The sequence below is a fragment of the Rathayibacter sp. AY1C9 genome (assembly GCF_002932315.1).
GTDB lineage: Bacteria > Actinomycetota > Actinomycetes > Actinomycetales > Microbacteriaceae > Rathayibacter.
On sequence record NZ_PSVZ01000003.1, the window covers coordinates 93,686 to 115,065 of the forward strand.

Genomic DNA, 21,380 nt, shown 5'->3' on the forward strand with positions numbered 1-21,380 from the left:
CGGATGACCGTCTCGCGAGACGGGTGGGCGGTGCGCCGTGTTGCGAGCGCGTGATCATGCTCCCGGCTCGGATCGAGGCCACGCAAGGCGTTGCGGCCAGATCTTCGACGGGCTTTCCCTACGATAAGGAACGCGATGACCACTCCCTCCCCCTACGCCTCCGATCTCGGCCGTGTCCCCGTCCGCGAGGCCGCGGTGGACGTCGCCGGATCCCGCACCGCCTACTGGACCTACGGCGCTCCGGACGCCTCGACCGTCCTCGTGCTGGTGCACGGGTTCCGCGGCGAGCACCACGGCCTCGAGCCCGTCGTCGCCCGTCTGCTCGCCGGGGGAGCGGACGTGCGGGTCGTCGCTCCCGACCTGCCCGGCTTCGGCGCCTCGACCCCGATGACGCGCCTGCCGCACGACGTGGACGGCTACGCCTCCTGGCTCGGCTCCTTCCTCGACACGCTGGGGCTCCGCGGCGAGGCGGCCGTCCTCGGCCACTCCTTCGGCTCGATCGTCGCGGCCGCGGCCGTCGCCGACGGGCTGCCCGCTCCGCTCCTGGTGCTGGTCAACCCGATCGGCGCGCCCGCCCTGCAGGGTCCGCGCGGCGTCCTGACCAGGCTCGCCGTCCTCTACTACCGGCTCGGCGCGCTCCTGCCGGGGCCCCTCGGACGCCGCCTGCTCAGCGACCCGCTGATCGTGCGGGTGATGAGCCTGGCGATGGTGAAGACGAAGGAGCCGGCGCTGCGACGCTTCGTGCACGACCAGCACGACCGCTACTTCAGCGCCTTCGCCTCCCGCGACACGGTCCTCGAGGCGTTCCGCGCCTCCGTCTCGCACGACGTCGGCGAGTACGCCTCCCGGATCGGCGTGCCGACGCAGCTGATCGCCGCGGCGCAGGACGACATCACTCCGCTCCCGGCGCAGTACCGCCTGCTCGAGAGGCTGCCGCACGCCCGCCTGCACGTCATCGACGGAGTCGGCCACCTGATCCACTACGAGACGCCGGACGAGGCCGCCGCCGTGCTGCGGACGGCCCTCGAGGAGGGGATCGACCGATGAGGATCGTCGTCGACTGCCGGTACACCCGGCTCGAGCGGCACGACGGGATCAGCCGCTACACCGCGGAGCTCGTCCGCGAGCTCGCGAAGCTGCACGACGTGACCATGCTGATCAGCGACCGCCGCCAGCTCGCGATGCTCCCGTCGCTCCCGTGGGAGCGCGTGACCGGGCCGACCAGCCCGTTCGAGCCGTTCGTCGCGCTGCTGGTGAACCGGCTGCGGCCCGACGTGGTCTTCTCGCCGATGCAGACCATGGGCTCGCTCGGCCGCCGCTACCGGCTCGTCCTGACCGTGCACGACCTCATCTACTACCGCCACCGCACCCCGCCGCGCGACCTGGCCGCTCCCGTGCGCGCGCTCTGGCGGCTCTACCACCTCGCCTGGTGGCCGCAGCGGAGGCTCCTCCAGCGCGCCGACGCGGTCGTCACCGTCTCGGAGACGACCCGCGACCTGATCCGCTCCCACCGCCTCACCACCCGGCCGGTGGTCGTCGTCCCGAACGCGGCGACCGAGCCCGACGAGGCGAGCGCCGCTCTGGCGGGATCGCTGCCCGACCGGTCGGCCGCGCGCTCGCTCGTCTACATGGGCTCGTTCATGCCCTACAAGAACGTCGAGACGCTCGCGCGCGCGATGCGGCTGCTGCCCGACTACGAGCTGCACCTGATGAGCCGGGCGAGCGACGAGACCGTCGAGACGCTCCGGGCCCTGGCGCCGACCGCGAAGCTGGTGTTCCACCAGGGGGCGCCGGACGCGGAGTACCGTGCGGTGCTCGCGCGGGCGACCGCTCTCGTGACGGCGAGCAGGGACGAGGGCTTCGGGATCCCGCTGGTCGAGGCGATGGCGCTCGGGACGCCGGTCGTGGTGAGCGACATCCCGATCTTCCGCGAGATCGCCCAGGACGCCGCCGTGTACGTCGACCCGTCGAGCGCGAAGGGCATCGCGGACGGCGTGCGGTCGCTCGAGGACGGCGCCGTGTGGCGGACGCACTCGGCCCGGGCGACGGAGCGGGCCGCGGCCTTCTCCTGGCGCGACTCCGCCCGGGTGCTCTTCGGGCTCCTGCAGGATCTCGGCCGGCGCTGACGCGGGGCCGGCGATCGGACCGCCGCCGGGAGGCGGGGCCGTCAGGCTCCCGGGGCCGGGCTGAGCACGTCGTCGAGGTCGACGTCCGCCACGACCACGTCGCCGGAGTCGTCGACGCCGACGATGCGCAGAGCCCCGTCGACGATCGCGAAGTCGTGCCGGGAGCCGTTGCCGACCGAGACGCCGTGCGCGGGGAGGTCCTCGCTGCTGAGCGCGCGGATCAGGCTGCCGATGACCGCACCGTGCGTGGCGACGACGACGGACGCGTCGGGGAAGCGCTCGGCCACCTCGAGCAGCGCGGCGGTCGCCCGCTCGACGACCTCGGCGCGGGTCTCGCAGCCGGGGATCGGCGCGCGCTCGATGCCTCCGGGGAAGCGCTCGGCGAGCTCGGGACCGGTCATCCCCTCCGCCTCGCCGTAGGCGCGCTCGGCCAGGCCCGGCGCCGCCAGCGGCTCGTCGAGGCCGAGACCGCGCGCGATGATCGCTCCGGTGTCGAAGGCGCGCTGCAGCGGACTGGCGACCACGGCGTCGAAGCGCCGGTCGGCGAGCAGCCGCGCCGCCGCCCGCGCCTGGGCGCGCCCGGTCGCGTTGAGCGGGATGTCGCTCCTGCCCTGGATGCGCCGGGCGGCGTTCCAGTCGGTCTGGCCGTGGCGGACGAGGGTGAGCTGGGTCACAGGGGCCTCTCGGGAGGTCGGGTGCGGAGCGGGCGGGAGCTCAGAGGGCGGCGGTGCGGCGCGCGGGCAGGCGCTCGGCGAGCTCGCGGAGCACCTCGCTGGTGCCTCCGTCGATCTTGATGCTTGCCCGCGAGTCGCCCTTGGTGGTGCCGCGGTTGACGATCACGATCGGCATCCGGGCGCGCCGGGCGATCTCGAGGAAGCGGATGCCGGAGTTGACCACGAGCGACGAGCCGGCGACGAGCAGGGCGTCGGCGCCCGCGACGATGGCGCGCGCCTCCTCGAACCGCTCGGTCGGGATGAACTCGCCGAAGAAGACGATGTCCGGCTTCAGGATCCCGCCGCAGACCGTGCACTCGGGGACGGTCATCGCCGAGACGTCGTGGACCTCGGCGTCGCCGTCGGGGTTGAGGGAGGAGACGTCGGGGTCGTCGAGCCAGGGGTTGAGCGCCTCGATCCGCTCGGCCACCGCGTCGCGCGCGAAGTACTGGCCGCAGGTCATGCAGCGCACGCGGTCCGCCGAGCCGTGCAGATCCACGACGCGGCGCGAGCCGGCCCGGACGTGCAGGCCGTCGACGTTCTGGGTGACGACGCCCGTGAGCAGGCCGCGCTCCTCGAGCCGGGCCAGGGCCCGGTGGCCGTCGTTGGGGAGCGTGCTGGTGAAGCGGCGCCAGCCGAGCTGGCTGCCGGCCCAGTACCGGCGGCGGTAGTCGGGATCGGCGACGAACTGGGAGTAGGTCATCGGGCTGCGCACCGGTGCCCCGGCTCCGCGGTAGTCGGGGATGCCCGAGTCGGTGCTCATGCCCGCGCCGGTGACGGCGGCGATGCGGCGCCCGCTGAGGAGTTCGATGGCCTGCTCGACCGCGAGCGCCTCGGGGCCCTCGGCGACAGGTGTCGGACTCGACTCCATCCGCGCCTCCTTCGAGGGCCGTTCGAGCGGCCCCTGGACGAGTTTAGTCCGCGCCGTGCCCTAGATTGCCGGGATGCCGATCGTGCACATCACCGACCTCGACCACCCGCTCCTCGCCGACTACCACCGCCTCACCGACGTGGCGCTGCGGCGGGTGCTGGAGCCGGAGGGCGGTCTGTACATCGCCGAGTCCGCCAAGGTGATCGAGCGGGCGCTCGACGCCGGGCACCGTCCCCGCTCGGTCCTGGTGCAGGAGAAGCGGCTGCCGGACGCGGCCGGGGTGCTCGAGCGTCATCCCGAGGTGCCGGTCTTCGTGGCGCCGGATCCGCTGATCGAGGAGCTGACCGGGTTCCACCTCCACCGCGGAGCGCTCGCCTCGATGCACCGTCCGCCGGTGCGGCCGATGGCCGAGCTGCTGGAGGGCGCGCGCCTCGTCGTGATCCTGGAGGACCTGGTCGACCACACCAACGTCGGCGCCGTCTTCCGCGCCGCGGCCGGCATGGGCGCGGACGCGATCCTCGTGACGCCGCGGTGCGCGGACCCCCTGTACCGGCGCAGCGTCCGGGTGAGCATGGGAACGGTCCTGCAGGTGCCGTGGACGCGCACCCCCGAGTGGGCACCGGCTCGCCGCGCTCTGGAGGAGGCCGGCTTCTCGGTCGCCGCGCTGGCGCTCGCTCCGGACGCGGTGCCGCTCGACGAGTACGCGGCGGCTCGCCCCGAGCGCGTCGCGATCGTCCTGGGCGCCGAGGGGGACGGGCTCAGCCGCGCGGCGCTGGACGCCTCGGACACCGTCGTCACCATCCCGATGCTGCACGGCGTCGACTCGCTCAACGTGGCCTCGGCGAGCGCCGTCGCACTGTGGGCGCTGACCCGCGGGCGCTGACCGCCCGGCTCCGGCGCTCGGCGGCCCCGCGGTGACCTGCTGCTGACGCTCCCGACGCTGGATCGGGGTCGGTGCCGCGCGTCACCCGCCGCGTCCGACGACGGGGCGGCGTCCGGGACGGGTGAGAGGCCCGCCCGTACGATGACGGGGTGACCTCCCCGACCCGATCCGACGACGCCCTCGACCTGTTCGGGGAGCCCGCCGCGCCGGAGCCGCGACCGCGTCGACGGCGCGGGGCGGTCGTCGCCGGTCTCGTCGCCGCGACCGTGCTGGTCGGCGGAGGCGGTGCCTACGCGACCAACGCGGCGACCGCGGAGCTGCCGACGGCGAGCGCCGTCGCGGTGGACCCCGTCTCGAGCACCGTCGACGCGCCCGCTCCGGCCTGGCCTGCCTACGGCTCCGGCGCCGTGGCGGCCGTGGGCATCGACGGGACGGAGGAGGACGGGCTGCTCGCCCGCTACGGCTCCACCGGAACCGTGCCGACGGGGAGCATCGCCAAGGTCGTCACCGCTCTCGTCGTCCTCGCGGCGAAGCCGATCGCGGCGGGGACGGACGGGGAGACCATCACCTTCACGAGCGCGGACGTGCAGTACTACAACGACACCCTGGCCGAGAACGGCTCGAACGCTCCGGTCACCGCGGGTCTGCAGCTGACCGAGCGGGAGGCGCTGACCGCCATGATGCTCCCGTCCGCGAACAACTACGCGAAGTCGCTCGCGATCTGGGCGTACGGCTCGGAGGACGCCTTCCTCGCCGCGGCGCGCGGCTGGCTCGACGGGCAGGGGCTCGAGCGGACCTCCCTCGCCGACACCAGCGGGCTCTCGCCGGCGACGGTCAGCACGACGGCCGAGATGGTGCGCCTGGGCGAGCTGCTGATCGCGGACCCGGTGCTCGCTCCGATCGTCGCGATGCCGACCGCGGTCATCCCGGGGGTCGGCGAGGTCGACAACACCAACTCGCTCCTCGGCCGCTCGGGAGTGGACGGGATCAAGACGGGGACGACCGACGAGGCGGGCTCGTGCCTGCTGTTCTCGCTCGACTCGACCGTCGAGGGCCGGCCGGTCACCCTGGTCGGCGTGGTGGTGGGCGCGCGCACGCACCCGCAGCTCGCCGCGGACGTGCTGACCCTCGTCCCGACCGTCGAGGCGGGCTTCCGGACCGTCCCGCTGACCGTCGAGGGCCAGGACTACGGCACCCTCACGAGCGCCTGGGGGGAGACGGCGACGGCCGAGACCGCGGAGGCGCGGTCCGTGCTGGTGTGGGGCGCGGTCTCGACGACGACCACGGTCGCCCTCGATCCGCTCGAGACCGTCGCCGACGGCGAGCGCGTGGGGACCGCGACCGTCGACGTCAACGGCACCCCGTACGAGCTTCCCCTCGTCGCCGACGGGTCGATCGAGGACCCGGGCTTCGCCTGGCGCCTCGGCCACCCGGCCGAGCTGTTCGGCTGAGCGCGGGGCGAGCCGCCGCCTCCCGGGAGCGGATCAGGCCAGGGGATCCGCGGCCCTATCGCCGATGATCCGCACGCCGGCGGTCGCGATGTCCTCGGCGACCTCCTCCGGCGTCGCGTTGCCCGGCACGACCGAGCCCGGCTCCGAGGCCGCGGGATCGATGCTCCAGCGCTCGGCGGAGGGCCGCTTGGCGGTGATGAAGTCGCCGGAGGACTGGTGGCGGACTCGGCGCAGCACCCAGGGCACGAGGTACTCCCGCGCCCACTGGATGTCCTCCGTGCGGGCGGCACGCCACGTGCGGGCGTGCAGCGGCTCCGGGGCGAGGGGGCGCAGGTCGTTCTCGACGTTCAGCGACTCGAGGACCATGCGCGCGACCTCGTGGTGGCCGTGCGGGTTGAGGTGCAGGCGGTCCGGCGCCCACATCCGCACGTCCTGGATCTCCTGGAGGGACCACTGGTCGGCGACGATGCAGTCGTACCGCTTGGCCAGCGCCCGCAGGTTCTCGTTGTAGATCGCGACCTTCCCGCGGATCCGCCCGAACACGGGGGAGAAGCCCACATCCACTCCGGTGAAGAGGACGACGGTCGCCCCGTCGGAGCGGAGCCGGGCGAGGCCCGACTCGAAGCGGGACGCGATGTCGTCGGGGTCGGTCCCCGGGCGGATGACGTCGTTCCCGCCCGCGGAGATGGTGATGAGGTCGGGGCGCAGCTCCAGGGCGGGCTCGACCTGCTCGTCGACGATCTGCTGCAGGAGGCGGCCGCGGACCGCCAGGTTGGCGTAGGCGAAGTCCTCGTTCTGGCTGCCCAGGACCTCCGCCACGCGGTCCGCCCAGCCGCGGTGCCCGCCGGGGCTGCCGGGCTCGGGATCGCCGATCCCCTCGGTGAAGGAGTCGCCCAGGGCGACGTAGCGGGACCACGGATGACGCTGCTCGACCATCCCTCCATCATGCTCCGCACCCGGCCGCCGGTGGCACGGCGCGACACGCCGTGCGCCTCCCGGCGGGCCGCGGAGACCGAGCCGCTGTCGGAGGCGTCGGCTAGATTCGGTCCACGTGAACAGTCCCTCGAGCTTCGGTCATCAGGTCGGCACCTCCGCCGCTGAGCACCTGTCCCCGTCGTTCCCGGGCAGGGCGCCGTGGGGTACCGCGAACAAGCTCCGCGCCTGGCAGGCGGAGGCGCTCGAGGCCTACTTCCAGCACGAGCCGCGCGACTTCCTGGCCGCCGCGACCCCGGGCGCGGGCAAGACCACCTTCGCGCTGCGGCTGGCCGCCGAGCTGCTGCACAACCGCACGGTCGACCGGATCACCGTGGTCGCGCCGACGGAGCACCTCAAGCGCCAGTGGGCCGAGGCCGCGCACCGCGTCGGCATCCGCCTGGACCCGACCTTCACCAACCGCATGGGCCGCCACGCCCGCCACTACCACGGCGTCGCCGTCACCTACGCGCAGGTCGCCGTCCGCGCCGAGCTCCACCGCGAGCTCACCCTGTCCGGGCGCACCCTCGTCATCCTCGACGAGGTGCACCACGCCGGCGACGCCCTCAGCTGGGGCGACGCGGTGCGCGAGGCCTTCGAGCCCGCGGTCCGCCGGCTCTCGCTGACCGGGACGCCGTTCCGCTCGGACACGGCGGCGATCCCGTTCGTCAGCTACCTGCCGGACGAGGAGGGCATCCGCACCTCGCTCACCGACTACGCCTACGGCTACGGCCGCGCGCTCGCGGACGGCGTCGTCCGGCCGGTGCTGTTCATGGTCTACGCCGGGCAGATGCGCTGGAAGTCGAAGGCCGGCGACGAGATGGAGGCGCGGCTCGGCGAGGGCAACACCAAGGACATCACCTCGCAGGCCTGGCGGACCGCGCTGGACCCGAAGGGCGACTGGATCCCCTCGGTCCTCCGCGCCGCCAACACCCGCCTCACCGAGGTGCGGCGCGCCGTGCCCGACGCCGGCGGCCTGGTCATCGCGACCGACCACTACACCGCGCGCGCCTACGCCGCGATGCTCCGCGAGATCAGCGGCGAGACCGTCACCGTCGTGCTCTCCGACGAGAAGGAGGCGAGCGACCGGATCGAGGAGTTCGCGAAGGACACCAGTCGCTGGATGGTCGCGGTCCGCATGGTCTCCGAGGGCGTCGACGTGCCGAGGCTCGCCGTCGGCGTCTACGCGACATCGGCGTCGACTCCGCTGTTCTTCGCCCAGGCGATCGGCCGCTTCGTGCGCGCGCGGCGCCGCGGCGAGACCGCCTCGGTGTTCCTCCCGAACGTGCCCGGCCTGCTCGCGCTGGCGGGCTCGATGGAGCTGCAGCGCGATCACGCCCTCGACCGCAGGACCTCCGACGACGAGGAGTACCCCGAGGCCGACCTGATGGCCGACGCCGAGCGCAGCGACAAGGCGTCCTCCGATCTCCTGGAGGAGGGCCGCTTCGAGTCGATCGGCTCGGCCGCCACCTTCGACCGCGTCGTCTACGAGGGCGCCGAGTTCGGGATGGAGGTCGAGGTCGAGAGCGAGGAGGAGCTCGACTTCATCGGCCTGCCGGGGCTCCTCGAGCCCGACCAGGTGCGGGAGCTGCTCCAGCACCGGCAGCAGCGGCAGGCCAAGCGCGCCGGCAGCCGCGCGGGGGCGGCGGCCCCGGCCGAGCCGGCGAGCGAGATCCCGGCGCCGCTCTACCGCACGCTCAAGGAGCAGCGCAGCCTGCTCAACTCCCTGGTCGGTCTGTGGGCGCGGGGGACGGGCGAGTCGCACGGCCAGGTGCACACCGAGCTGCGCCGGCTCTGCGGCGGACCCGCGGTGGCGCAGGCGAGCGTGACCCAGCTGCAGGCGCGGATCGACCTCCTGCGGCGCAGGCTCGGCTCGCACTGATCGCGGTGCGGCGCCCCGGTGCGTGGCGCCGTGGCCCCGACGACGGGGCCGATCGCTGCTCCTGCCCAGCCCGGCCGTCCCCTCCGCGTGCACCGGACAGTCCCCCCGCCGCGTTCTAGCCGATGCACCCGGCGCGGCGCCAGCCCTCCCCGGCGGACCGGGCGCGACCGTACTGTTCGAGCGTGACCCACCGGAACGACCTGCCCGCTTACGCGCCCGCAGGACGAACCGGACGGCGGTTCCGGCCGCCGGTCGTGACCACCGGAGGAGGACCGCGCGATGAGCGCTGACCGTCAGGGGAATGCTCGAGACACGCTCGCTAAGCTGAGCAGTCGGTCCGTCGCGGAAGTGACGGACCATCACCCCCGACGTCGGGCATCCGCAGACCGCACATCGGCGTCTCCCGGACTGCCCGAGAACAATCCCCTGAGGAGTCTCGTGGAGACCTGGCCCGGAACCGCCTACCCGTTGGGCGCGACGTTCGACGGAAGCGGCACGAACTTCGCCCTGTTCAGCGAGATCGCCGAGCGCGTCGAGCTGTGCCTCTTCGAGGAGGACGGCACCGAGACGCGCGTCGAGATCCAGGAGTCGGACGCCTACGTCTGGCACTGCTACCTCCCGCAGGTCCAGCCGGGCCAGCGCTACGGCTTCCGCATCCACGGACCGTACGACCCCGATGCCGGCCACCGCTGCAACCCGAACAAGCTGCTGCTGGACCCCTACGCGAAGGCGATCTCGGGGGAGATCGACTGGGACCAGTCCCTCTTCTCGTACACCTTCGGCGACCCGGACTCGACGAACGACGAGGACTCGGCGCCGCACATGATGATGGGCGTCGTCATCAACCCCTTCTTCGACTGGGCCGGTGACCGCCGCCCGCGCACCTCCTACGACAGCACCGTGATCTACGAGGCGCACGTGAAGGGGCTCACCAAGACGCACCCCGACGTGCCGGAGGAGCTCCGCGGCACCTACGCCGGAGTCGCCCACCCCGCGGTGATCGACCACCTCAAGCACCTGGGCGTCTCGGCGATCGAGCTCATGCCCGTGCACCAGTTCGTGAACGATTCGACGCTGATGGACAAGGGCCTCTCGAACTACTGGGGCTACAACACGATCGGCTTCTTCGCTCCGCAGAACACCTACTCCTCCACGGGCGACCAGGGCCAGCAGGTCCAGGAGTTCAAGAGCATGGTGAAGGCGCTCCACGCTGCCGGCATCGAGGTCATCCTCGACGTGGTCTACAACCACACGGCGGAGGGCAACCACCTCGGCCCCACCCTGTCGTTCCGCGGCATCGACAACGAGGCGTACTACCGCCTCGTCGACGACGACAAGCGCTACTACATGGACTACACCGGCACCGGGAACACCCTGAACGTGCGACACCCGCACTCGCTCCAGCTGATCATGGACTCGCTGCGCTACTGGGTGACGGAGATGCGCGTCGACGGCTTCCGCTTCGACCTCGCCTCGGCGCTGGCACGCGAGTTCTACGACGTCGACCGGCTCTCCACCTTCTTCGAGCTCGTCCAGCAGGACCCGGTGGTCTCGCAGGTGAAGCTGATCGCCGAGCCGTGGGACGTCGGGCCCGGCGGCTACCAGGTGGGAAACTTCCCGCCCCAGTGGACGGAGTGGAACGGCAAGTACCGCGACACGGTCCGCGACTTCTGGCGCGGCGAGCCGTCGACGCTGGGGGAGTTCGCCTCGCGCCTCACCGGCTCGGCCGACCTCTACGCGCACTCGGGCCGCTACCCGGTCGCCTCGATCAACTTCGTCACGGCGCACGACGGCTTCACCCTCCGGGACCTGGTCTCGTACAACGAGAAGCACAACGACGCCAACGGCGAGGACGGCAACGACGGCGAGTCGCACAACCGCTCCTGGAACCACGGCGTGGAGGGGCCCACGGACGACTCGCGGGTGCTCGCGCTCCGGGCGCGCCAGCAGCGGAACTTCCTCGCGACGATGCTGATCTCCCAGGGCGTCCCGATGATCCTCCACGGCGACGAGCTGGGCCGGACCCAGAACGGCAACAACAACACCTACGCCCAGGACAGCGAGCTGACCTGGATCGACTGGGCGCACGCCGACCGGCCGCTGCTCGAGTTCACCGCGGCGCTCATCCGCCTGCGCGCCGAGCACCCGACCTTCCGCCGCATGCGCTTCTTCGACGGCCGCCCCGTGCTGCGCGGCGACGGCGAGCCCCTGCCCGACATCGTCTGGTTCACCGCCGCCGGCACCGAGATGTCCCCGTCCGACTGGGACTCCGGTCTCGGCCGATCGGTGGGCATCTACCTCAACGGCAACGGGATCCGCGAGCGCGACCAGCGCGGGCGCCCCGTCACCGACGTCAGCTTCCTCCTGTACTTCAACGCCGACGACGTCGACGTCGAGTTCGCGATCCCGAGCGACGAGTACGCGCTCGAGTGGAGCGTCCTCGTCGACACCGCCGGCGCCGAGGCGGACTCGATCCCGCGTCCGGCGGGGGCGATGCTCACCGTCCAGGCGAAGTCGCTCGTCATCCTCCAGGAGCACAGCACCCCCGAGCCCGAGGTCGACCACTCGGTCGCCGCCTCGCTCGCGTCCCTGGCGGCCACCTCGGCCATCCCGATCGTCTCCTCGACGGGACCCACCAGCCCCCACGCCGAGTCGACCGACTCCGCGACCGCACCCTCGACAGGAGCCTGACGTGCGTCTGCCCGCCTCCACCTACCGCCTCCAGATCCGGTCGGCGTTCGACCTCGACGACGCCGCCCGCGTCGCCGACTACGTGCGCGCGCTCGGAGCGGACTGGCTGTACTTCTCGCCGCTGCTGAAGGCCGAGCCCGGCTCGGACCACGGCTACGACGTGGTGGACCACACCGAGGTCGATCCCGACCGCGGTGGCGCGGCCGGCCTGGCGAACGCCTCGGCCGCGGCGCGGGCGGAGGGCCTCGGCGTCCTCATCGACATCGTCCCCAACCACATGGGCGTCGCGACCCCGAGCGAGAACTCGTGGTGGTGGGACCTGCTGAGGAACGGGAAGTCCTCCCGCTACGCCACCGCCTTCGACATCGACTGGGAGGCGGGGGGCGGGAAGCTGCGCGTGCCGATCCTCGGCGACGGTGCGAGCGAGGGCGACAGCGACAGCGAACTCGACGCGCTCGAGGTCGTCGGCGACGAGCTGCACTACTACGAGAACCGCCTGCCGATCGCGCCCGGCACCGCCGAGCCCGGCGACTCCGGCCGCACGGTGCACGCGCGCCAGAGCTACGAGCTCGTGAACTGGCGCCGCGCCGACGCCGAGCTGAACTACCGCCGCTTCTTCGCGGTGAACACCCTCGCCGCCATCACGGTCGAGCGGCCCGAGGTGTTCGACGCCTCGCACGCCGAGATCGTCCGCTGGTTCACCGAGGGGCTCGCAGACGGCCTGCGCGTCGACCACCCGGACGGCCTGGCCGACCCGGGCGGATACCTCGACGACCTGGCCCGCGCGATCGGCGGCGCCCCGGTCTGGGTCGAGAAGATCCTCGAGGGCGACGAGGAGCTCCCGCCGCACTGGGCGACCGTCGGCACCACGGGCTACGACGCCCTGGCCGACGTCGACCGCATCCTGGTCGACCCCGACGCCCGCCCCGTGCTGGAGGGCCTCGACGCCGAGCTCACGGGGAAGGGCGCCCCGCTGCAGTGGGCCGACCTCATCCACGACACCAAGCGCGGCATCGCCGACGGCATCCTCCGCTCCGAGGTCCTGCGGCTGGCCCGCCTGATCCCCGGCATCGAGGGAGCGGACGACGCGCTGGCGGAGCTCCTGGCGACCTACCCGGTCTACCGCAGCTACCTCCCCTACGGAGCGGAGCACCTCGAGCACGCCCGCGTCGACGCCGTGCGCCGCCGTCCCGAGATCCGCGCGACCATCGACGAGGTCGCCGCGGCGCTCGGCGAGACCGGCACGCCGGTGTCCGTGCGCTTCCAGCAGACCTCCGGCATGGTGATGGCGAAGGGCGTCGAGGACACGGCGTTCTACCGCTTCAGCCGCCTCACCTCGCTGAACGAGGTCGGAGCGGACCCGGACGAGTTCGCGATCGACCTGGTCGAGTTCCACCGCCGCCAGGCCGTGCGCCAGGCCTCGTTCCCCGCCTCGCTCACCACGCTCTCGACCCACGACACGAAGCGCGGCGAGGACACCCGTGCCCGCATCACCGCACTGGCCGAGGACCCGGAGGCGTGGGCGGCGACGCTCCGCGAGCTCCACGCCCTCGTCGGCTTCGGCGACGGCCCGATCGAGCACCTGCTCTGGGAGGCCGTCGTGGGGACCTGGCCCGCGAGCCGCGAGCGCCTGCACGCCTACGCCGAGAAGGCGTCGCGCGAGGCCGACGACTCGACGCACTGGACCGCTCCTGACGAGCAGTTCGAGAAGCGGATGCACGCGGCGATCGACGCGGCGTTCGACGAGCTCGCCGTCCGCCGGCTGGTCGAGCAGACCGTCGAGCGGGTGTCGGCCGCCGGCTGGTCGAACGGCCTCGCCGCGAAGCTCGTGCAGATCACCGCCCCGGGCATCCCGGACGTCTACCAGGGCAGCGAGCTCTGGGAGACCTCCCTCGTCGACCCGGACAACCGCCGCGAGGTCGACTTCGGGCAGCGTCGGGCGCTGCTGGAGCGGATCGACGGCGGCTGGAAGCCCGCGATCGACGCCGAGGGAGCCGCGAAGCTCCTCGTCACCTCGCGCGCCCTCCGGCTCCGCCGCGACCGCCCCGAGCTGTTCACCCGCTACGCCGCCGTCCCCGCGATCGGGCCCGCCGCCGAGCACGCGATCGCCTTCGACCGCGGCGGCGCGCTGACCGTCGCGACCCGGCTCCCCGAGGGCCTCGCCGCTTCGGGCGGGTGGAACGGCACGGTCGTGGTCCTGCCCGGGCACCCGATGGAGGACGTCCTCACCGGCCGCACCTTCGCGGGAGGAGTGACTCCGGTCGCCGAGATCCTCGCCGACTACCCCGTGGCACTGCTCGCCCCGGTCTCCTGACCGGTTCCGCCACCGCACCGCAGACCGATACGACCCCTCCTGGAGACAGCAGTGATCAGCACGACTCCCTACCGCTACGCACTCCCGACGACCGGTCCCGAGCGGTTCGACGTCTGGGCCCCCGAGGCCTCGACGGTCGAGCTCCTTCTCGGCGACGACTCGTCGCTGACGATGACCCGCCACGGAGACGACGGATGGTGGCGGGCGCCCGCGTCGGCCCCGGCCACCGGCGAGGTCGACTACGGGTACCGGGTGGACGGCAGTGGTCCGCTGCCGGACCCCCGCTCGCGCCGCCAGCCGAAGGGCGTGCACGAGCTCTCGCGCACGTTCGACCCCTCGGCGCACGAGTGGGGCGACTTCGCCTGGACCGGGCGCGAGCTCGCCGGCGCCGTCATCTACGAGCTGCACCTCGGCACGTTCACACCCGAGGGCACCCTGGACGCGGCGGCGGAGCGCTTCGAGCACCTGCGCTCGATCGGCGTGGACTTCGTCGAGCTGCTGCCGGTCAACGCGGTGAACGGAACGCACAACTGGGGCTACGACGGCGTCCTCTGGTACGCCGTGCACGAGCCGTACGGCGGACCCGAGGCGTACCAGCGCTTCGTGGACGCCGCCCACCGCGCCGGCCTCGGCGTGGTCCAGGACGTCGTCTACAACCACCTCGGCCCGAGCGGCAACTACCTGCCGGAGTTCGGCCCCTACCTCAAGAACGAGAAGGCCAACACCTGGGGCAGCTCGATCAACCTGGACGGCGAGGGTTCGGACACCGTCCGCGGGTACATCATCGACAACGCTCTGATGTGGCTGCGCGACTACCGCGTCGACGCCCTGCGCCTGGACGCGGTGCACGCCCTCTCGGACGAGCGGGCCGTGCACGTGCTCGAGGAGATGGCGAGCGAGGTGGCCGTGCTGTCGGCCCACGTCGGGCGCCCTCTGACGCTGATCGCCGAGTCCGACCTCAACGACCCGACGCTGATCACTCCGCGGGAGGCGCACGGCTACGGGCTCGACGCGCAGTGGAGCGACGACTTCCACCACGCGGTCCACGTCGCGCTGACCGGGGAGACCACGGGCTACTACGAGGACTTCGCGCCGCTCGGCGCCCTCGCGAAGGTGCTGACCCGGGGCTTCTTCCACGACGGCACCCTCTCGACGTTCCGCGGCCGTCAGCACGGCCGTCCGGTGGACACCGAGCACATGCCGACCTGGCGCCTGGTGGTCTGCAGCCAGAACCACGACCAGATCGGCAACCGGGCTGTCGGCGACCGTCTGACGGCGTCCCTCGACGAGGGCCGTCTCGCGATCGCCGCTGCTCTGACGCTGCTGGGCCCTTTCACTCCCATGCTGTTCATGGGCGAGGAGTGGGCGGCGTCGACCCCGTGGCAGTTCTTCACCTCGCACCCGGAGAAGGATCTGGGCGAGGCGACGGCGAAGGGCCGCATCGAGGAGTTCGCGAAGATGGGCTGGGATCCGGAGGTCGTGCCCGACCCGCAGGACCCGGAGACGTTCCTGCGCTCGCGGCTCGACTGGTCCGAGGTCGGGGAGGGGCGTCACGCCCGCACCCTCGAGGTGTACCGCGAGCTGGCGGCGATCCGCCGCCGCTACCCCGAGCTGACGGACCCGCGCTTCGGGTCGCTCCGCGTGGAGTTCGACGAGGATGCCCGCTGGCTGACTCTCGGCCGCGGTCGGGTGACCGTGGCGATCAACGTCGGCGAGTCCGCCGCCCGCATCGCCCTGCCGGAGGTGGCGGAGACGCTGCTCGGCGTCGGGGAGTACGCGGTGCAGCCCGGGGACACCGAGGTGGATCTCGGCGCCTCCTCGCTGCTGGTGACGCTGAGCGCCTGAGCGCCTGAGCGCCTGAGGTCAGTGGCGGCCGGCTGTTCAGGTGGCCGGCCGCCGCTGTCCTGAACGGCCGCCTCGGGCCCGAGCGCTCAGAGCGTGACCGCGGCGTACTCCGTCGCGGTCACGACCCGCACTCCCTCGTCGTGGACGAGCAGGAGCGCGCGGAGGGGGATGGCCCGCTTGTGGCACGCCGCCGCCAGGTGACGGGCGAGGACCCGATCGGTCTCGCCGAGGAAGGCGCGCCCGGGACGTTCCAGGGCGAAGGCGAGCGAGCCCACGTCCTGGTGCGCCACGGCCTTGGCGAGGGTGGCGACGATCCGCTCGGTCTTCTCCTCGTCGGGGTGCACGGGGAGTCCGTCCACCGGGTAGAGGATCGGCAGCTGCACGCCGTCGCGGTCGAGGAAGATCGGCCACAGCGCCCGGCGGTAGGCCGGTCCGATCAGCGAGGAGACGCGCTCGCGCAGCTCGCGGTCGTTCAGGAGCGGCGCATCGAGGTGCGGAGCGGGAGCGGCGTGGTCGAGAGTGGTCATGGTGTCGCTTTCTCGTGGGGCGAGCGGGCGGTGCCGCTGAGGGGTCATCGAAAGTTGCGGGAGGTGGTGCGAGCGCCGACCGTGAGGGTCTCGAACCTGTCGGCGAGGAGGTTCGTCACCCCCTCGTCGGAGCGCTCGAGGATCCCCCTGACCAGCAGGGCGGGTGCCTCGCGGGCCACGCGGCGGTAGCGGTTCCATACTCCGACGGAGCAGATCACGTTGAGGATCCCGTGCTCGTCCTCGAGGTTGAGGAAGGTCACTCCACCGGCTGTGGAGGGACGTTGGCGGTGGATCACGACCCCGCCGACCTCGATCCGGGTCCCCGAGGGGATGGCGGGGAGATCGGCCGAGGAGCGGGCGCCGCGGCGAGCGAGTCCCTCGCGGAGGTGGCGCAGCGGATGGTCGTCGGGCGAGATGCCGGTGGCCCAGAAGTCGAAGACCACGCGCTCCTGAGGGGAGAGCATCGGCAGGAGCGGGGGCTGCACGACGACCGTGGAGCCGGCGAGGAACTCCTCGCGGTCACCTGCGGCGGTGCCGGCCTCCCAGAGTGCCTGCCGGCGCTGCAGACCGAGCGTGTCGAAGGCGCCCGCGGCACCGAGGGCCTCCAGCTGAGCCGCGGTCGTGCCGACCCGACGCGAGAGGTCGGCCATGCTCGCGTAGGGTCCGCCGCGCTCGCGCTCGGCGACGATGTGCTCGGCGAGCGAGGTGCCGATGCCCTTCACCCCGGCCAGCCCGAGCCTGATCACGAAGCCGCTGTCGCGCCTGTGGTCGTCCGTGTGGAAGTGCTCGGTGCGGTCGAACAGCCCCGTGGGCGGCTGATCGGCGCGGAGGCAGTCGTCGCTCCCGTAGGCGGCACCGCCCCTCCGGCGTGCGGGGGTGTCCTCCTTCGCCTCGAGCCCGGGAGGCGCCAGCGAGCGGTTGACGTCGGGCGAGACGACCTCCACTCCGTGACGCCGGGCATCGGCGACCAGGGTGTGCGGGGCGTAGAAGCCCATGGGCTGCGCCCTCAGCAGCGCGGCGGTGAACGCGGCGGGGTAGTGCAGGCGGAGCCAGGCGCTCGCGTAGACCAGCAGGGCGAAGCTGATCGCATGGCTCTCGGCGAAGCCGAAGTTCGCGAAGGCCTGGATCCGGAGGTAGATGTCGTCCGCGACCTCGCCCGTGATGCCGTTACGGGCCATCCCCTGGTAGAGCCGCTCGCGGAGGGTCTCGATCTTCTCGGTCCCGCGCTTGGACCCCATCGCCCGGCGCAGCAGGTCGGCGTCCTCCGCGTTGCAGTCGCCGACGGCCACGGCCACCTGCATGAGCTGCTCCTGGAAGAGCGGCACGCCGAGGGTGCGCTTGAGCGGCGTCACGAGGAGGGGGTGCTGGTACGTCACCGGCTCCTCGCCGAGCTTGCGGCGGATGTAGGGGTGGACCGCACCGCCCTGGATGGGGCCGGGGCGGATGAGCGCTACCTCGATCACCAGATCGTAGAAGCGGCGCGGCTGCAGCCGGGGGAGGGTGCCCATCTGCGCCCGGCTCTCGACCTGGAACACCCCGATCGAATCGGCGCGGCAGAGTTGGTCGTAGACGCCCTTCTCCTCCCGGGGGAGGGTGGAGAGGTCCCACTTCTCGCCGACGTGCTCGGCGACGAGGTCGAACGTGTACTGCAGGGCGGCGAGCATCCCGAGCCCGAGGAGGTCGAACTTGACCAGGCCCATCCAGGCGCAGTCGTCCTTGTCCCACTGCAGGACGGTGCGGTCCTCCATCCGGGCGGGCTCGATCGGGCAGACCTCGCCCACGGGCCGGTCGGTCAGCACCATGCCGCCGGAGTGGATGCCCAGGTGCCGGGGCGTGCCCAGCACCCGGGTGGTCAGGGCGACCACGTCCTCGGGGATGTCGTGGTCGGTGCTCTCGGTGACGGACCCCCACCGCTCGACCTGCTTCGACCAGCCGTCCTGCTGCCCGGCGCTGTATCCGAGGGCCTTGGCCATGTCGCGCACGGCGAACTTGGGCCGGTAGGTGATGACGTTGGCGACCTGGGCCGCGTTCAGACGTCCGTACTTCCGGTAGACGTACTGGATCACCTCCTCGCGCCGCTCCGAGTCGAAGTCGACGTCGATGTCGGGCTCCTCGTCGCGGATGCTGGAGAGGAACCGCTCGAACGGCAGGTCGTAGAAGATCGAGTCGACCGCCGTGATGCCCAGGACGTAGCAGACCGCCGAGTTGGCGGCCGAGCCGCGTCCCTGGCAGAGGATGCCGTTCCGCTTGGAGTAGTGGACGATGTCGTGGACGATCAGGAAGTAGCCCGGGAAGTCCTTCTGCTCGATCACCGCGAGCTCCTTCTCGAGGCGCGCGAGGACGTCGGCGTCGGTGCGGGGGTACTTGGCCGGCACGGCCTCGCGCACGAGCGCGCGCAGCCAGCTCATCGAGGTGTGCCCCTCGGGGACCTCCTGGCGCGGCAGCCGGGGCCGGACTCGGCCGAGCTCGAAGGCGATCTCGTCGGCGACGCGCACCGTGTTCTCCACGGAGCCGGGGTAGCGGCCGAAGCGCTCGGCCATCTCGGCTCCGGAGCGCAGGTGGGCGCCGCCCGCGGCGGGGAGCCAGCCGTCCATCTCGTCGAGGCTCCGGCGTGCTCTGACCGCGGCGAGGGCCGTCTGGAGGGGGCGCTCCTCCGGCCGGGCGTAGTGCACGTTCCCGGTGGCGACCGTCCGCAGCCGGAGCTTCTCGGCGATCGCCGCCAGCTGGTCGTTGGCGCGCGAGGCGAGGGGATCCCCGTGGTCGTACAGCTCCACGAGGACGTTGGCGGGACCGAAGAGCCGGACGAGCTCGCGGACCTCCTGCTCGGCCGCGGCCACTCCTGCGGCGGCGAGCGCTTGACGGACCGCTCCCTTGCGGCAGCCCGTCAGCACGATCCAGTGGCCGTCGGCGGCGCGCGCGAGCTCCTCGAGGTCGTAGCTCGGCTTGCCCTTCTCGGCTCCGGCGAGCTGGGCGGTGGTGATCGCACGGGCGAGGCGGTGGTAGCCCTCCTCGCGGCGCGCGAGGACGAGCAGGTGGGTCCCCTCCGGATCGGCGACCCCGTTCTGAGGCGAGGTGAGCCCGATCGAGAGCTCGGCTCCGAAGGCCGTGCGGACGGCGTGCCCCTGCGCGGCCTCGGCCATCCTCACGATGCCGTAGAGGCCGTCGTGGTCGGTGAGCGCGAGAGTGTCGATGCCGAGCCGGACCGCCTCCTCGACCAGCTGCTCCGGCTTGCTCGCCCCGTCGAGGAAGCTGAAGTGGGAGTGGGCGTGCAGCTCGGCGTAGGGCACCGGATGAGCCGGCGGCCGGACGTCGTCCCCTGCCACGTAGGCGGGGCGCTTGTGCGACCAGGCCGGACTGTCGCCGCCGTCGCCCCGGACGACGGTGCCGTCGGCGCGCTTGCCGCTGGAGAGGCGGCGCTCGAACTCCGACCAGGGGATCGGCGGGTTGTTCCAGCCCATCGGGGCTCCTTCGATGCTCGTTCGCGGTGGTGGAGGGATGCTCCGGTTCAGTCGTAGCGGGCCTCGGCTGCCCAGACCCCGTCGAGGCAGAGCAGCAGCCAGGCGACACCGGCGGCGTCGACCACCTGGAAGCGGTCGTAGCGGACGGCGGTGCTCGGATCCCACCAGCGCTCGTCGATCGGCCAGGGACCCGCCCATCCGGCGAGGGGCTCCAGGCGTGCCTGAGAGGTCCCGGGGGTGAAGTAGGCGGGCACGGAGCTGAGGGCGCCGCGCTCGTCGACCGCGACGGGTTCGCCCCTCGGTCCGCGGACGAGCACGGCCGCGGGCTCCGCGAAGACCGTCGGCGGGAGGGGCGGCGGCAGGGAGCCGGGCCAGGGCAGGGTCCTCGGCCGTGCGTCGCCCGGCTCCCGGTCGCCCCAGGGGATCAGGTGCTGGCGGTCGCGGAGGGATCGACCCCCTCCGATCGACGCGGTCATCACGGCCTCGTGCCCGAGCATGCTCTGCACGCGGCTCAGCCCGTGGTGGACGCGCTCCTCCGGAGCGGTGCCCCAGAGACCCTGCTCGTGGTTGCCGATCGCGTCGACCGCCTCGGGCTCGACGCACAGCCGCGAGATCGGCGCTCCGAGACCGGTGTCGATCTCCCCGCTGCCCTGCAGCTGCCAGCGGACCCGGTCGAGCACGTCGCCCGGGGTGAACCATCTCGGGTGCAGCCAGCTCCGGGAGGAGACCTCACCGCGCTCGCTGACGACCTCGATGCGGATGGCGGTCGCGACCAGCTGTGCGCGGGTGAGCCCGGCGACGAACTCCTCCGCGGGGACGCGGAAGGCGAAGGCGGCCTGGTCGATGCGGTCCAGAGGGGGCTCGAACTCCATCGCCCGGTCGAGACGCCCCGGCGGGAGCCGGGGCACCACCGTCTCCGACTCCGCACCGGCGGCGAGGAGGTGCGCGTGGGCGCCCTCCGGTCCGAACCGGGCGGCGACGTCCTCGCGAGGGAGGGCGGCGAAGGCGCCGAGGGTGCGGACGCCGAGTCTGCGCAGGAGCGCCACCAGGTCGTCCCCCCGGCGGGGAACACGGGCAGGGGCTGCGACGGACTCGGTCTCGAGGGCGTCGAGCGGGAGAGGAGCGAGGAAGCCTGCCGCTGCTCCTGGGGGCACGACGGCGACGGGGCGGCCGGAGTGCTTCGCGGCGAGCTCGGAGGCGAAGAGCCCGTCGGCGATCCCGATGCGGGCGTCGGGGAGACCCAGCTCGGCCAGGCGCTGCAGGATCGCCTCGGCCGCGCTCTGCTCGCTCCCGTAGTAGCGGCGCGGACCGCGGGCGCGGATCGCGCACAGACCGGGCCGGATCAGCTGGACGCCCGGGGTGATCTCCTCGAGCGCCTGGATGAGCGGCTCGAACGCCCGGTGGTCGAGCACCGGGTCGTACGGGAGGACGGCGAGACCCGTGCAACGGGACTGCGCCTCGCGCACGCGCATGCCCCGCCGGACCCCCTCCGCCCGGGCAGCGGGGGAGGAGGCGAAGACCAGGCTCTTCTCCGTGAGAGCCAGGGGGTGCTCGTCGCCGAGGCCGGCGTCGGCGGCGGCCGCGAGGAGGGGCCAGTCGGGGCACCAGACGAGGATCGTCCGCCGCAGCTCGGGTGCGCTCGCCATC

The 21,380-nt window shown here is 72.8% G+C and carries 14 protein-coding genes; 8 read left to right on the forward strand and 6 right to left on the reverse strand.

The window, feature by feature from the left end:
- The first annotated feature begins 135 nt into the window (after window positions 1-135).
- On the forward strand, window positions 136-1,047 hold the full coding sequence (locus tag C5D09_RS03865; protein WP_104267330.1) for an alpha/beta fold hydrolase: 912 nt from the start codon (window positions 136-138) through the stop codon (window positions 1,045-1,047).
- Window positions 1,044-2,126 (forward strand): glycosyltransferase family 1 protein, encoded by a 1,083-nt coding sequence (locus tag C5D09_RS03870; RefSeq protein WP_104260685.1) that lies wholly within the window; start codon window positions 1,044-1,046, stop codon window positions 2,124-2,126. The genes C5D09_RS03865 and C5D09_RS03870 overlap by 4 nt, the downstream gene beginning before the upstream one ends.
- 41 nt (window positions 2,127-2,167) lie before the next feature.
- Here C5D09_RS03870 and C5D09_RS03875 read toward each other — a convergent pair whose 3' ends face one another.
- Both C5D09_RS03875 and C5D09_RS03880 read right to left on the reverse strand, forming a co-directional pair.
- The gene (locus C5D09_RS03875; RefSeq protein ID WP_104260686.1) at window positions 2,168-2,800 is read right to left on the reverse strand and encodes a histidine phosphatase family protein; all 633 of its coding nucleotides are present in this window, start codon (window positions 2,798-2,800) and stop codon (window positions 2,168-2,170) included.
- Between the two features lie 40 nt (window positions 2,801-2,840).
- Window positions 2,841-3,710 carry a Sir2 family NAD-dependent protein deacetylase gene (locus tag C5D09_RS03880; RefSeq protein ID WP_104268645.1) on the reverse strand — a complete coding sequence of 290 codons (870 nt, stop codon included), beginning with the start codon at window positions 3,708-3,710 and terminating at the stop codon, window positions 2,841-2,843.
- A gap of 73 nt (window positions 3,711-3,783) precedes the next feature.
- Here C5D09_RS03880 and C5D09_RS03885 point away from each other — a divergent pair, with 73 nt between their 5' ends.
- Both C5D09_RS03885 and C5D09_RS03890 read left to right on the forward strand, forming a co-directional pair.
- A complete protein-coding gene (locus tag C5D09_RS03885) occupies window positions 3,784-4,593 on the forward strand; it encodes an RNA methyltransferase (RefSeq protein ID WP_104268646.1) in 810 nt (269 codons plus the stop codon).
- A 149-nt stretch (window positions 4,594-4,742) separates the two neighbouring features.
- A complete protein-coding gene (locus C5D09_RS03890; protein ID WP_104268647.1) occupies window positions 4,743-6,044 on the forward strand; it encodes a D-alanyl-D-alanine carboxypeptidase family protein in 1,302 nt (433 codons plus the stop codon).
- Window positions 6,045-6,077: 33 nt separating this feature from the next.
- Here C5D09_RS03890 and C5D09_RS03895 read toward each other — a convergent pair whose 3' ends face one another.
- On the reverse strand, window positions 6,078-6,980 hold the full coding sequence (locus C5D09_RS03895; protein WP_104246814.1) for an SGNH/GDSL hydrolase family protein: 903 nt from the start codon (window positions 6,978-6,980) through the stop codon (window positions 6,078-6,080).
- A 115-nt stretch (window positions 6,981-7,095) separates the two neighbouring features.
- On the opposite strand from C5D09_RS03895, the gene C5D09_RS03900 reads away from it, so the two are divergent.
- From C5D09_RS03900 to treZ, 4 genes are all read left to right on the forward strand, one after another.
- Window positions 7,096-8,898, forward strand: coding sequence for a DEAD/DEAH box helicase (locus C5D09_RS03900; RefSeq protein ID WP_104237466.1), 1,803 nt, complete (start codon window positions 7,096-7,098; stop codon window positions 8,896-8,898).
- A 438-nt stretch (window positions 8,899-9,336) separates the two neighbouring features.
- Entirely contained in the window at window positions 9,337-11,589 is a 2,253-nt protein-coding gene (glgX, locus tag C5D09_RS03905) for a glycogen debranching protein GlgX (RefSeq protein ID WP_104268648.1), read from the forward strand.
- Window position 11,590: 1 nt separating this feature from the next.
- Window positions 11,591-13,903 (forward strand): malto-oligosyltrehalose synthase, encoded by a 2,313-nt coding sequence (gene treY, locus C5D09_RS03910; protein WP_104268649.1) that lies wholly within the window; start codon window positions 11,591-11,593, stop codon window positions 13,901-13,903.
- 51 nt (window positions 13,904-13,954) lie between these two features.
- Window positions 13,955-15,748: a malto-oligosyltrehalose trehalohydrolase gene (gene treZ / locus C5D09_RS03915; protein ID WP_258066904.1), complete on the forward strand. Its 1,794-nt coding sequence runs from the start codon at window positions 13,955-13,957 to the stop codon at window positions 15,746-15,748.
- An 86-nt stretch (window positions 15,749-15,834) separates the two neighbouring features.
- On the opposite strand, the gene C5D09_RS03920 is transcribed toward treZ, so the two are convergent.
- Genes C5D09_RS03920 through C5D09_RS03930 form a run of 3 tightly spaced genes read right to left on the reverse strand, consistent with a single transcriptional unit; the run spans window position 15,835 to window position 21,379 of the window.
- Window positions 15,835-16,275: a hypothetical protein gene (locus tag C5D09_RS03920; RefSeq protein ID WP_104221992.1), complete on the reverse strand. Its 441-nt coding sequence runs from the start codon at window positions 16,273-16,275 to the stop codon at window positions 15,835-15,837.
- A gap of 44 nt (window positions 16,276-16,319) precedes the next feature.
- The gene (locus C5D09_RS03925) at window positions 16,320-19,733 is read right to left on the reverse strand and encodes an error-prone DNA polymerase (protein ID WP_104268650.1); all 3,414 of its coding nucleotides are present in this window, start codon (window positions 19,731-19,733) and stop codon (window positions 16,320-16,322) included.
- A 47-nt stretch (window positions 19,734-19,780) separates the two neighbouring features.
- On the reverse strand, window positions 19,781-21,379 hold the full coding sequence (locus tag C5D09_RS03930; protein WP_104268651.1) for a DNA polymerase Y family protein: 1,599 nt from the start codon (window positions 21,377-21,379) through the stop codon (window positions 19,781-19,783).
- Window position 21,380 lies beyond the last annotated feature (1 nt).